Below are 13164 nucleotides of genomic sequence, written 5' to 3'. Positions count from 1 at the left end.
AATGCGCCTGCCTTGACCCGACGAGTTTTCGAGAATCACCCTGAGGAGACCCATGAAACAAGCCCAAACGCTGTCCTGCGCACTGTCGCTCCTGTTCGCCGCGCTCACCGGTTTTTCCACTGCCGCTCGCGCCGAGATCACCATCGGCATCAGCCTGTCGCAGACCGGGCCCTCCGCTTCGCTCGGCATCCCGCAGAAGAACAGCCTCCCGTACTGGCCGGAGACGATCGGCGGGGAGAAGGTGCGCCTGGTGGTCCTCGACGATGCATCCGATCCCACCGCCGCGACCAAGAATGCCCGGCGGTTCGTGTCCGAGGAAAAGGTCGACATCATCCTCGGGTCCTCGTCCGTCGCGCCCTCGATCGCGATGTCGGAGGTAGCGGCCGAAGGCAAGACCGTGCAGATCGCCTTCTCGCCCATCGAGCTGCCGAAGGGGAAGGGTGAATGGACCTTTCGCATTGCCCAGCCCGTCGGCCTGATGGCTACAGCGATCGTCCAGCGCATGCGGGAGGACAAGGTGAAGACCGTGGGCTTCATCGGTTTCGCGGACGCCTACGGCGAGACCTGGTTGAAGGAGTTCCAGCTGCGCGCCGAAGCGGCGGGCATCCAGGTGGTGGGCGTGGAGCGCTATGCAAGGTCGGACACCAGCGTGATGGGTCAGGCCATCAAGCTGATCGCTGCCCGGCCGCAAGCGGTGTTCATCGCCGGCGCAGGCACGGCGGCCGCGCTTCCCCAGACCACCCTGCGGGAACGCGGCTTCACGGGCCCCGTCTACCAGACGCACGGCGCCGCCACCAAGGACCTGATCCGCGTGGGCGGCAAGGCCGTCGAAGGCGCCGTGCTGCCGGCCGGTCCGGTCCTGGTGGCCGAGCAACTCGACCGTGGCAACCCGGTCAAGGCTCCGGCACTCGACTATGTCACCCGCTACGAGAAGCAGTTCGGGCCGGACAGCCGCACGCAGTTCGGCGCCCACGCCTACGACGCGCAGCTGGTGCTCAAGCGCATCGTGCCGGCCGCCCTCAAGAGGGCCAAGCCCGGCACGCCGGAGTTTCGCCAGGCGTTGAAGGATGCGCTGGAGACCGAGCGCGACATCGTCATCTCCCACGGCGTGCTGAACTACTCGCCGACGGACCACTACGGCTTCGACCAGCGCGGGTTTGCACTGGTGCGCGTCGCCAACGGCAAGTGGAACGTCCTGAAGTGACTGCCGTGGGCGCTGAAGACGCACACCATCCGCTGCTCGAGCCCCGCCTGGAGCGCCTTGCCGATTGCGTGATCCAGGTCGGCCGGCCGATCGACATCGGCGTCACGCCGGTCGGGCGCAGGCGCCTCATTCCCATCGTGAGCGGCCGGCTCAACGGGCCCTTGCTCTTCGGCAGGGTGCTGCCCGGCGGCGCGGACTTCCAGTTGATCAGCTCTCCCACCCAGGCGCACATCGAAGCTCGCTACGTCGTGGAAACCGACGAGGGTGACCAGGTCTACCTCGAGAACCGCGGCATGCGGGTGGCGCCGGCAGAGGTGGTGGACAAGATCAACCGGGGCATCGCCGTGGATCCGGACCTGGTGTACTTCCGCACCACCCCGCGGTTCGAGACGGCCTCCACACGATGGGCCTGGCTGATGGAATCCGTTTTCATCGGCACTGGGGCGCGATTCCCCGACCGGGTCGAGCTCAGCTTCTTCCGCGTGCGCTGATGGACCTGACCATTCTCCTGATGCTGGCGCAGGACGGCATCACGACGGGCGCGGTGTACGTGTTGCTGGCGCTCGGCCTCGTGCTCGTGTTCTCGATCACCCGGGTGATCTTCATTCCCCTGGGCGAGCTGATGACCTTTGCCGCGCTGAGCCTGGTGGCGCTGCAGGGCGCCGCCGTGCCGCAACCCGTGTGGTTGCTGATGCTGCTGGGCGGGCTGTGCTTCGTGGCGGACCTCATCGCGTGGCGCGGGCGCGGCCCGGCCCGCGGGCTCGCGTCCGCCGCACTGCGCTACCTGCTTTGGCCGCTCGTGCTGTTGGGCGTCTTCAAGCTGGCGGAGGGGCACATCCTGCCCACGGCCGTCCAGGTGCTGCTCGTGCTGCTGCTGGTGGTTCCGTTCGGCGGCATGGTGTACCGGCTCGCCTACCGACCGGTGGCCGAGGCGTCCGTGCTGGTGTTGCTCATCATCTCGGTCGGAGTGCATTTCGTGCTGCTGGGCGCCGGCCTGATGCTGTTCGGGGCGGAGGGCTGGCGCGCGCAGCCGCTGTGGGATGCCCGCTTCGCGCTGGGGGCGCAGTCGGTCTCAGGCCAGAACCTGCTCGTGCTGCTCGTCACCTTGCTGCTGATCGCCGGGTTGTATGTGTTCTTTCGCCGCAGCCTGTCCGGCAAGGCGCTGCGGGCCGCGGCGGTCTGCCGTCGGGGGGCGCAGCTGGTCGGCATCAGCGCAGAGGACGCGGGGCGGTCCGCGTTCGCGCTCGCGGCGCTCATTGCAGCGCTGTGCGGCGTGCTGATCGCGCCGCTGGCGACCGTCTTCTTCGACTCCGGATTCCTCTTCGGACTCAAGGGCTTCGTCGGGGCCATTTTCGGCGGCCTCGTGAGTTATCCGGCGGCCGCGCTCGGCGCCTTGCTGGTGGGGTTGCTCGAAGCCTATGCGTCGTTCGAGGCCAGTGCCTTCAAGGAGGTGATCGTGTTCGGGTTGATCGTGCCGGTGCTGCTGTGGCGCTCGCTCGCCAGCGGCCATGGAGATGAGGAATGACGCGCGAAGCCAAGGCGTGGCTCATGGCCGCCGCGCTGCTGGCCAGCGTGCCCTGGTGGCCGGTGTCGGAGTACGTCGTCACGCTGCTCGTCTACATCGGACTGTCGAGCCTGGTGGCCATGGGGCTCGTGCTGCTCACCGGCGTCGGCGGGTTGACCTCGTTCGGCCAAGCCGCCTTCGTCGGGATGGGCGCCTACACCGCCGGTTACTTCGCCGTGGTGCTGCACCTGTCTCCCTGGCTGGGGCTGCTGGCGGCGCTGGCCCTGACCGGCGTCTCCGCGCTGCTGATCGGAGCCATCACGGTTCGCATGTCGGGGCACTTCCTGCCCTTGGCGACCATCGCCTGGGGGCTGTCGCTCTACTTCCTGTTCGGCAACCTCGAATTCCTCGGCAAGTACGATGGATTGAGCGGATTGCCGGTCCTGAGCCTCCTCGGCTTTGCATTCGATGACCAGCGGTCGCTCGCCATGCTGGTGTGGGGCGTGGTGGCACTGAGTGCGGTCTCCATCCGCAACCTGCTCGACTCGCGCCCGGGGCGGGCCATCCGCGCGTTGAACGGCGCGGCGTCCATGGCCGAGGCCATGGGCGTCAATGCCGCCAGGGCGCGGATCGTCATCTTCGTCTATGCCGCGCTCCTGGCCGGCTTGTCGGGGTGGCTCTACGCCTTCGTGCAGCGTGCGGTGAGCCCGTCACCCTTCGGTCTGAACCACGGCATCGAGTACCTGTTCATGGCCGTGCTGGGTGGCATCGGCCATGTGTGGGGCGGCATCGTCGGCGCGGCCGTCGTGACGCTCCTCAAGGAGGTGGCGCAGCAGGCGCTGCCACCCGAATGGAACACCGGCGGGAGCATCGAACTGATCGTGTTCGGCGTCCTGCTGGTGGTGGTGCTTCAGCGCGCACCGAACGGTCTCTGGCCGCTGATGGCTGCGAGATTCAAGCGGCGACCGGCCGCCGAGCCGTCGGCCAGAGCGCAGGCCGAGCCTCCAGCGACCGTCCCGCTCTCCGCGCATGCGGGGCCGGTGCTTACCGTCCGAGGCGCCCGCAAGGAGTTCGGCGGCCTCGTGGCGGTCGATGACATCGACCTCACCGTGAACGCCGGCGAGATCGTCGGTCTCATCGGGCCCAACGGCGCGGGCAAGTCAACCACGTTCAACCTCATCACCGGCGTGTTGCCGCTGACGCGCGGTGAAGTCCTGTTCGCCGGAGAACCGATCCAGGGCCTGCCGGCACGGCGCATCGTGGCCCGCGGCATCGCGCGAACCTTCCAGCATGTGCAGCTGGTGGCGGGCATGTCGGTGCTGGAGAATGTGGCGATCGGTGCGCACCTGCACGGCGACCACCGTCCGGACGGCGGTGTGCTGGCCAGCCTGCTGCGCCTGAACCGGCGTGAAGAGGCGCGGCTGCGGGGCAGGGCGGCACGCGCGCTCCATCAGGTCGGGCTCGGGGAGGCGCTGCACCGCGAGGCGGGTACGCTGCCCCTGGGCCAGCAACGCTTGGTCGAGATTGCGCGCGCCTTGTGCTGCGAGCCGTCGCTGCTGTTGCTCGATGAACCGGCGGCGGGGCTGCGCTTGCAGGAGAAGCGCCGCCTGGCTGACCTGCTGCGCACCTTGCGCTCCGCCGGCATGGGGGTCCTGTTGGTGGAGCACGACATGGAGTTCGTCATGAACCTGGCCGACCGGCTCGTGGTGATGGATTTCGGCACCCGCATCGCGGCGGGCGAACCGGCTGCGGTTCAGCAGGATCCGAAGGTGATCGAGGCCTACCTGGGAGGCGTGGACGCATGACCGCCAGCGCATTGCTCGAAACCAACGACTTGCAGGTTCACTACGGGCGCGTGGAAGCCTTGCCCGGCGTGCGCCTGCGCGTCGAGGCCGGTCGCATTGCCACCCTGATCGGCCCGAATGGCGCAGGGAAATCGACCCTTCTCAATGCGCTGATGGGCGCGCTGCTGAAGCCGGGAACCAGCCGCGGCGCCATTCAATTCGACGGTGAGGACATCAGCGGCCTGAGCGTTCCTGAGCGGTGTTCGCGCGGCCTCTGCCTCGTGCCGGAGACGCGAGAGCTGTTCGGTTCGATGTCGGTCGAGGACAACCTGGTCCTGGGCGCCTACCTGCACCGAAAACGCCGGGACGACCGGAGCCGCTCCGACCTGGAGCGGGTCTACGCCCTGTTCCCGCGGTTGAAGGAGCGACGCCTGCAGGAGGCGCGGACCTTGTCGGGCGGCGAGCGGCAGATGCTGGCGCTCGGCCGCGCCCTGATGGCGCGCCCGCGGCTGCTGATGCTCGACGAGCCGAGCCTCGGTCTCGCGCCGCGGATCGTCGGCGAGATGTTCCAGGTCATCTCGCGCCTGCCGTCCGAGGGCATTGCCGTGCTGCTGGTCGAGCAGAACGCGCGGGCTGCCTTGCGTGTGGCCGACTACGGGTACGTCCTCGAGACCGGCCGCGTCAGTCTCGAGGGGCCGGCGCAGACGCTGCAGCACGACCCTCAGGTCATCGACACCTACCTCGGGCTGTCGGCTCGCCACAAGGAGGCCTCCGCATGAGCTTGCCCGTCGACGTCCCGGGCTCCAGCCCCGGAGAACCCTTTGTCCCGCACGTTCCCGGCATCGACTATGGCGTGCTCGACTCCCTGCTCGGCTATGCGCTGCGGCGCGCACAGATCGTCATCTACGAGGACTTCGTGCGCACCTTGTCGCCCTGGAACATCACGCCGCAGCGGTTCTCCGCGCTGACCGTCATTTCATGCAACCCGAGCCTCAAGCTGACCCAGCTGGCACACATCCTCGGCATCGCGCGGTCCGGCGCCGTGCTGGTGGTGGATGCCTTGTCTGCCATGGGGTATGTCGAACGCCAGCCCGCCCCTGACGACCGGCGAGCCTATGGGCTCGCGTTGACCGACAAGGGCCGCCAAGACCTCGAGGCGATCACTCAAGCTGTTTGCGAACATGATCGCCGCATGGCGGCCGGTCTGCAGCCCGAGGAGGTGCAGCACCTGACGCGTCTGTTGCGGCAGGTAGCCGGACCGCGGGCCTGAACGAACGATTTCACGCGAAGGAGTGCGGACATGACATCCCTTTCGTATCAATGCGGCTTCGGGAACACGCTGGCGACCGAGGCGCTGCCCGGGGCGCTGCCCATCGGGCGCAATTCGCCTCAGCATGTGGCGCACGGGCTCTATGCGGAGCAGCTGTCGGGGACCGCGTTCACCGCCCCGCGTTCAGACAACCGCCGCTCGTGGCTCTATCGCATTCGTCCGGCAGCGGTGCACGGGCGTTTCGAGCCGCTTGCGCATGCGGGCCTGACCAGCGACTTCTCGGCCGTGGCGCCGTCGCCGAACCCGCTGCGCTGGAGTCCGTTGCCGCCGCCTGACGCACCGGCCGATTTCGTGGACGGCCTGCTGACCTGGGCCGGCAACGGCCATCCTGACCAACAGAGCGGTTGCGGCATCCACCTGTTCCAGGCGAACCGCCCGATGACGGGGCGCTATTTCTACAACGCCGACGGCGAGCTGCTCATCGTGCCGCAACAGGGGCGGCTGCGCATTGCAACGGAACTGGGCGTGCTGGAAGTGGAGCCGCAGGAGATCGCTCTGGTGCCGCGCGGTGTGCGATTCGCCGTGTCGTTGCCCGATGGCGCTGCGCGCGGCTATGTGCTGGAGAACTTCGGCGCGGCCCTGCGGCTGCCCGACCTCGGGCCGATCGGCTCGAACGGCCTGGCCCAGCCGCGCGACTTCCTGACACCGGTCGCGGCGTATGAAGACATCGAGGGCGACTTCGAATTGGTGGCGAAGTTCAGTGGCCGGCTGTGGCGCGCGTCGATCGGACATTCGCCGCTCGATGTCGTTGCCTGGCACGGCAACAACGCCCCGTTCAAATACGACCTGCGCCGTTTCAACGCGATCGGCTCGATCAGCTTCGACCATCCCGATCCCTCGATCTTCCTCGTGCTGCAGTCGGTGAGCGACACCCCGGGCGTGGACAGCATCGACTTCGTGATCTTTCCGCCGCGCATCCTTGCCATGCGGGACACCTTCAGGCCGCCCTGGTTCCATCGCAACATCGCCAGCGAGTTCATGGGGCTCATCCACGGTGCCTACGATGCCAAGGCGGACGGCTTCCTGCCGGGTGGCGCGAGCCTGCACAACTGCATGACCGGCCACGGACCGGATGCGGAGACCTTCGAGCGCGCTGTGAAGGCCGACACCCGCACACCGCAGGTCATCGAGGACACGATGGCGTTCATGTTCGAGACCCGCTGCCTGCTGCGTCCCACCGCCCTGGCGCTCGCCTCGCCGCAGCTGCAAGGGAACTACGCCGACTGCTGGCAAGGCCTGCGTCGCCACTTCACCGGAGCTCGACCATGAGCGAATTGAACGAAACGCACGACCCGGAGCTGTCCAGCTGGGTGAGCTCGGCCAACACGCCGGGGCATGACTTCCCGTTGCAGAACCTGCCCTTCGCCGTCTTCCGGCGGAAGGGTACCGACGAAGCGTGGCGGGGTGGTGTGGCCATTGGCGACGACATCGTCGACCTGGCGGCCTGCGTCGTGGCCGGTCACCTGAAGGGCATGGCGCTCGAGGCCGCGCGTGCGGCGAGCGGTGATGCGCTCAATGCGCTGATGGCGCTGGGCCCGGGCGCGGCGTCCGCCTTGCGGCTCGCGCTGTCCCGGGCGCTGCGCACCGGCGCGGACCGGGTCCTGGCCGACTGCCTCGTGCCACAAGCCGGTGCGGAGTTCGCCTTGCCGGCGCGGATCGGCGACTACACCGACTTCTACACCTCGGTCCACCATGCCACCCGGGTGGGCGCATTGTTCCGACCGGATGCCCCGCTGCTGCCCAACTACAAATGGGTACCCATCGGCTACCACGGCCGCAGTTCGTCCATCGGTGTGTCCGGCCAGGCGGTGCGCCGGCCGACCGGCCAGGTGCTCCCCGCCGGCGCGCAGGCGCCGGTGGTCGCGCCCAGCGCGCGGCTGGACTACGAACTGGAGCTGGGTGTCTTCGTCGGGCCCGGCAACGCCCTCGGTGAGCCCATCGGCCTCGATGAAGCCGAAGCCCATGTCTTCGGCATGTGCCTGCTCAACGATTGGTCGGCGCGGGACGTGCAGGGCTGGGAGTACCAGCCGCTGGGCCCGTTCCTCGCGAAGAACTTCGCCACCACGGTGTCGCCCTGGATCGTCACGATGGAGGCGCTCGCGCCCTTTCGGCTGCCCTGGTCCCGCCCGGACACCGATCCGGAGCCCTTGCCCTACCTCGACAGCCCGGCTCACCGGACTCGTGCGGCCATTGACATCCGGGTGAGCGCCGCGCTGCAGACGCCGGCGATGCGCGCGCGCGGCGAGGCGCCGGCGCGTCTCTCGGAGAGCAGCTTCCGCCACGCGTACTGGAGCGTCGCGCAGATGGTGGCGCACCACACCGTGAACGGATGCAACCTCCAGCCGGGCGATCTGCTCGGCACGGGCACGCAATCAGGGCCGGACGAGACGGAGTCCGGCTCCTTGGTCGAGCTGACACGGGGCGGTCGCCAACCGTTGACCTTGCCTGACGGGGAGCAGCGCACCTTCCTGGAAGACGGTGACCAGGTGACTTTCTCCGGATGGTGCGAGCGGCCGGGGGCGCGCCGGATCGGCTTCGGGCGCGTCGACGGGACGGTCCTGCCGGCTCGGCAGGCGGGGCCGCGGTGAAACTCGATCTGCTGCGGACGCTCGAGCTCGAAGTGCCCACGCACGCGGGAGGGCGTCGGCACCTCAGCGCGGCCAGCGGCTTGGTGGTGATCGATGGCACCTGGTACGTCGTGGGCGACGACGCCCTGCATCTGGCGGTGTTCGATCAGCCGGCCGGGGTCGAAGCCGGCGCCCCGGGCCGGTTGGTGCGCCTGTTCGCCGGTGAGCTTCCGGCGGATGCGAAGCAGCGAAAGGCGCGCAAGCCGGACCTGGAAACGCTGTTCCTGGCGCCGGCCTTCCGAGGGGCTCCGCACGGTGCCCTCTTGGCCATGGGGTCGGGTTCTCGCGAGAACCGCCAACGCCTCGCCTGGCTGGCGCTCGACGAGGCTGGCACACCGTCAGCCAGGGTTTGCGAAGCCTCGCTCGTGACGCTGTACGAGCCGCTCCATGCACGGTTCTCCGACCTGAACATCGAAGGTGCCTTCGTGAACGAGGCCTGCCTGTACCTGCTGCAGCGGGCCAATGCGGGAAGTCCCGAGAACGCAGTGATCCGGTACGACTGGGCCGGCATCGCCGCGTGGCTCGGACACGGAGGGCCCGCGCCCCATCCCGTGTCCATCACGGTGCTGGACATCGGCCGCATCGATGATGTCCCGCTGGGCTTCACCGACGCCAAGCCCTGGCGTGATGGTTCCTGGGTGTTCAGCGCCGTGGCCGAGGCCACGGACGACAGTTACCGGGATGGCGCGTGCCTTGGCAGCGTGATCGGCATCGTGGACCGGGCAGGGCGGGTGCAGCGCCTGGAGCGCATCGAGGGCGATTGGAAGGTCGAAGGCCTCGATGTCACAAGTGTTCCGACGGAACCTCTGCAACTCGTACTGGTCACCGACGCGGACGATCCGGATCGCCCAGCGCAGGCACTGAGGCTGATCTGGGACCGAAGCGGCAAGTCGATCGCGAATCCAGAGGCGTCAGCGTGACGCGTCGAGGGCTCGTGCGCCCTCGAGCTTGAGCAAGGGTTCGAGCTCCATCGAGCTCTTCGGTTGGTCACCGGAGATGCTGTCGCCGGCGCCCGGGGGCAGGTCGTCGCGGTCAGGGTCGGTGTCGGGCGGGGAACCCCACCCGTCCAGCCAGCTGCCACCTGGCTCTCCGCCGCCGTCCTCGCCCCACTCGCCATCAGCGCCCGGAGCGATCTCCGGCGGGGGCGGCGGCCGTCGGGACGGCGGGAAACGTGCGTCTCCATCGATGGCGCGCGCCTTGAGGGCCTGCCGGAAGAAGTCGCCGACGAGCAGCACGGCATTGTGCCCGCCTTGGCCCCAGTAGTTGCTGCGGATGGTGACCCGGGCGTCGTTGAAACCGACCCAGGCGCCGGCGACCAGCTGCGGGTGCATCAGCACGAACCAGCCGTCGGTGTTGTTCTGCGTCGTGCCCGTCTTGCCAGCGACGTCGCCGGTGACACCGAACCGCGTCCTCACGAGGGTGCCCGTACCTCGGCTGACGACGCCGCGCATCATGTCGGTGAGCTCGATGGCGGCGTCAGTGGTCATGGCCTGTCGGCTCTCTGTGCCGAAGGTGGCGAGCACGCGGCCCTCCCGATCGGTGATGCGACGCACGAGCACCGGTGTGTGGCGGATGCCCTGGCGCGCGATGCTGGCGTAGGCGTTCACGAGTTCGAGCAGCGTCACAGGGCTGGTGCCGAGGGCGAGGGACGGCACCGCGTCGAGCTTGCTGCGGTCGACGCCGAGCGCTCGCGCCAGTTCGACGGTGCGCTCGACACCCACCTCCTGCATCACCTGAGCCGTGATGGTGTTCTTCGAGTAGACGAGGCCATCGCGCAAGCTCATGGGCGCGCCGCTGGTGCCGGTCATGTCGGTCGGCTTCCACACGCGGCCGTCACCGAGCGGGATCTCGACCGGGTCGTCCATGTAGGTTCGCTCCGGCCCGATGCCGGCCTCGAGGGCGGCGCCGTAGACGAAAGGCTTGAAGGTGGAGCCTGGCTGGCGCTCAGCCTGGGCGACGTGATCGTACTGGTCGGCATCGAAATCACGGCTGCCGACCCACGCCTTGATCTCGCCGTTGGTCGGGTCGATTGCGAGCAGACCGGCCTCCAGGCGGGTGCGATCCCGCTTCAGCCGGGACAGTGCGTCGGCATCGGACAGCACGGCCTTGTAGGCGTCAGCCGCCGAGGCGCCGCCGGCCACCGCTTCGCGGTAGGCGTCGCTGTCGCGGACGAAAGCCTCCAGGAGTTCGGGCCGCTTCTTCCAGAGGTGAGCGAAGGGTTCGAGCGGACGCTCGGCCGACTTCTGGCGTGCGGACGCGGACCGCATGGCGGCTTGACCCCATTCGGTGTCGGCGATCTGCTGCAGCGCCGCGGCCTGTTCCCGTACCGCGGCATTGGCGGCCTTCTGCAGTTCCGCATCGAGCGTGGTCTCGATCACCAGGCCGTCCGCGTAGAGATCGACATCCTGTGACTCTGCCCACTCCAGCAGCCACTTGCGCACATGGGCGACGTAATGGGGTGCCAGGCCGTCGGCATCGGACTGATGGTTCAGGCGCACCGCGAGCGGCTTGGCGGCCAGGCGCTCGAGCTGGTCCGCCGCGATGTGCCCGTGACGTGCCATCTGAGCCAGCACGACATTGCGGCGCTTCTGCGCGCGCTCGGGATTGCGCACCGGGTTGTAGTACTGCGTCCCCTTGAGCATCCCCACCAGCGTGGCGCTCTGGACGATGTCGAGCGAGCGGGCGCTCGTGTCGCAGTACGTCCGCGCCGCCATCTCGATGCCCACGACGTTGTAGAGGAAGGGCACGGTGTTGAGGTAGCTCTCGAGGATCTCGTCCTTGCTGTAGACCCGTTCGATGCGCAGTGCGGTGATCATCTCCTTCAGCTTGCGGTGCACCGAGCGGGACCGGCCGATGTCCTCGGGGAAGAGGTTGCGAGCCAGTTGCTGGGTGATGGTGGAGCCGCCTTGCAGGTCGCCGGTGGCCGTGTGGAACATGGCGCTGAAGGTGCGCTTGACATCGATGCCGCGGTGCTCGCGAAACCGGTGATCCTCGGTGGCGATGAGGGCGTTGACCACGTGAGGAGACACCTCGGAGAGGGCAACCCGCTCCACCTTGGCCCGGCGAAAGCTGCCCAGGACCTGGCCGTCGGCTGACATCACGGTGCTGGGACGGGCATCCTGGATGTCACGCAAGGCCGACACGCTCGGGGACGTGCGAACCAGGTACCCGCCGTAAGCCAAGGCAAGGACGAAGAGGACGCCCACGGTCACAAGGGACCAGCGAAGCGCACGGCGCCAGCCGGTAGAGCGGGGCTGTTCGGGAACAGGGTGATCGGCGGGATCTGCATGCATGCCGCGATGGTAGAAGCGTGGCGCGCCTTGGACGCCGTGCTATCGCGTAACAGCACGAAAACCTACAAGCGCAGGGCGTGCGGTCCCACATGCCGCGGATGTGCGCACGGCGAACAATCCGCGGCATGGATCTCCGCCGCATCTCGACCATCGCTCTCACCGCCCTGCTGACCGCGGTGTCCGGCCTGTTGCTGATCAACTGCAGCGGCGGCGAGAAAGACCTGGAACAACAAGTCAGGAGCGAGTACGGCACTGGAGATGCGCAGTTCCTGCGGACCATGGCCTCGCTCCTGGAAGCGCCCATCGTGCAGGGCAATCGGGTTGCCGACCTGCAGAACGGAGCGGAAATTTTTCCGTCGATGCTCGAGGCGATCCGGGGCGCCCGAACGTCGATCACGTTCGAGACCTACATCTACTGGAGCGGTGAGATCGGGAGTGAGTTCGTCGATGCCCTTGCGGAACGTGCGCGCGCAGGGGTTCAAGTGCACGTGCTGCTCGACTGGGTCGGCAGCATGAAGATGGAGGAGCGCTTCCTCGACCAACTGCGGGAAGCCGGTGCGGAGGTGGAGCGCTATCACAAGCCGCACTGGTACACCCTGTCCCGAATGAACAACCGGACGCACCGCAAACTGCTCGTGGTCGATGGTCGCATCGGGTTCACTGGTGGCGTCGGCATTGCGGACCAGTGGCAGGGCGAGGCGCAGGATCCGGATCACTGGCGTGACACGCATTACCGCATCGAGGGGCCGGCTGTGGCCACGTTCCAGGCCGTCTTTCTTGACAACTGGACCAAGGCGACCGGACGCGTGCTGCATGGCGAGCGCTACTTTCCCGCGCTGCCCTCGCAAGGCGCTGCGGCCGCGCAGATGGTGTCGAGCTCTCCGACGGGGGGAAGCGAGACCATTCACCTGATGTACCTGCTTTCGATCGCAGCGGCAAGGGAAACGATTTCGCTGTCGAGCTCCTACTTCGTGCCGGACGACACCACGGTGCAGGCTCTGGTGGCGGCGGTAAAGCGAGGGGTGACGGTCAGGATCATCACGCCCGGCACGCTCATCGACACCGAGATCGTGCGTGCGGCGAGCCGCTCGCGCTGGGGAGAATTGCTGGCGGCCGGCGTTCAGATCGCCGAATTCCAGCCGACGATGTACCACGTGAAGATGCTGGCAATCGACGGGCGGTTCACGTCGGTGGGATCGACCAATTTCGACAACCGTTCGTTCCGGCTCAACGACGAAGCGAATCTGAATGTCTACGACACCGGCTTCGCGCTCCGGGCCGAGGCCGTGTTCGAAGAGGATTGGCGGCGGTCGAAGCCGATCAGCTTTGCGCAATGGAATGCGCGCCCGTGGCACCACAAGCTGCGGGAACAAGTCGCGTCCTGGCTAGGGCCGCAGCTTTGAAGTGACGCCGATTGCACTG

General features: G+C 67.9%; 11 protein-coding genes. 10 read left to right on the top strand and 1 reads right to left on the bottom strand.

What is annotated here, in order from left to right:
* Positions 1 to 52 precede the first annotated feature (52 nt).
* From ACSQ2F_RS09665 to ACSQ2F_RS09625, 9 genes are read left to right on the top strand one after another with little or no spacing between them, the layout of a single operon-like run.
* Positions 53 to 1204, top strand: coding sequence for an ABC transporter substrate-binding protein (locus tag ACSQ2F_RS09665; RefSeq protein ID WP_436022156.1), 1152 nt, complete (start codon positions 53 to 55; stop codon positions 1202 to 1204).
* On the top strand, positions 1186 to 1695 hold the full coding sequence (locus ACSQ2F_RS09660; RefSeq protein ID WP_436022154.1) for a DUF3237 domain-containing protein: 510 nt from the start codon (positions 1186 to 1188) through the stop codon (positions 1693 to 1695). The genes ACSQ2F_RS09665 and ACSQ2F_RS09660 overlap by 19 nt, the downstream gene beginning before the upstream one ends.
* Complete coding sequence (locus ACSQ2F_RS09655) at positions 1695 to 2729, top strand: branched-chain amino acid ABC transporter permease (RefSeq protein ID WP_436022152.1); 1035 nt, start codon at positions 1695 to 1697, stop codon at positions 2727 to 2729. Before ACSQ2F_RS09660 ends, ACSQ2F_RS09655 begins: the two co-directional genes overlap by 1 nt.
* Positions 2726 to 4513, top strand: coding sequence for a branched-chain amino acid ABC transporter ATP-binding protein/permease (locus tag ACSQ2F_RS09650; RefSeq protein WP_436022150.1), 1788 nt, complete (start codon positions 2726 to 2728; stop codon positions 4511 to 4513). Before ACSQ2F_RS09655 ends, ACSQ2F_RS09650 begins: the two co-directional genes overlap by 4 nt.
* Entirely contained in the window at positions 4510 to 5271 is a 762-nt protein-coding gene (locus ACSQ2F_RS09645) for an ABC transporter ATP-binding protein (protein WP_436022148.1), read from the top strand. Before ACSQ2F_RS09650 ends, ACSQ2F_RS09645 begins: the two co-directional genes overlap by 4 nt.
* Positions 5268 to 5762: a MarR family winged helix-turn-helix transcriptional regulator gene (locus ACSQ2F_RS09640; RefSeq protein WP_436022146.1), complete on the top strand. Its 495-nt coding sequence runs from the start codon at positions 5268 to 5270 to the stop codon at positions 5760 to 5762. Before ACSQ2F_RS09645 ends, ACSQ2F_RS09640 begins: the two co-directional genes overlap by 4 nt.
* A gap of 30 nt (positions 5763 to 5792) precedes the next feature.
* Complete coding sequence (gene hmgA, locus ACSQ2F_RS09635) at positions 5793 to 7091, top strand: homogentisate 1,2-dioxygenase (RefSeq protein ID WP_436022144.1); 1299 nt, start codon at positions 5793 to 5795, stop codon at positions 7089 to 7091.
* Entirely contained in the window at positions 7088 to 8410 is a 1323-nt protein-coding gene (fahA, locus tag ACSQ2F_RS09630; protein ID WP_436022142.1) for a fumarylacetoacetase, read from the top strand. Before hmgA ends, fahA begins: the two co-directional genes overlap by 4 nt.
* On the top strand, positions 8407 to 9369 hold the full coding sequence (locus ACSQ2F_RS09625; protein WP_436022140.1) for a DUF6929 family protein: 963 nt from the start codon (positions 8407 to 8409) through the stop codon (positions 9367 to 9369). The genes fahA and ACSQ2F_RS09625 overlap by 4 nt, the downstream gene beginning before the upstream one ends.
* On the opposite strand, the gene ACSQ2F_RS09620 is transcribed toward ACSQ2F_RS09625, so the two are convergent.
* The gene (locus tag ACSQ2F_RS09620) at positions 9361 to 11742 is read right to left on the bottom strand and encodes a penicillin-binding protein 1A (protein WP_436022138.1); all 2382 of its coding nucleotides are present in this window, start codon (positions 11740 to 11742) and stop codon (positions 9361 to 9363) included. The two genes, ACSQ2F_RS09625 and ACSQ2F_RS09620, sit on opposite strands and share 9 nt — an antisense overlap.
* Before the next feature lie 125 nt (positions 11743 to 11867).
* On the opposite strand from ACSQ2F_RS09620, the gene cls reads away from it, so the two are divergent.
* Positions 11868 to 13145: a cardiolipin synthase gene (gene cls / locus ACSQ2F_RS09615; RefSeq protein ID WP_436022136.1), complete on the top strand. Its 1278-nt coding sequence runs from the start codon at positions 11868 to 11870 to the stop codon at positions 13143 to 13145.
* The last annotated feature ends 19 nt before the right edge of the window (positions 13146 to 13164 follow it).

The organism is Rhizobacter sp. LjRoot28, assembly GCF_964253025.1.
Classification (GTDB): Bacteria; Pseudomonadota; Gammaproteobacteria; order Burkholderiales; family Burkholderiaceae_C; genus Rhizobacter.
This window is presented reverse-complemented; position numbering and strand designations above follow the sequence as displayed.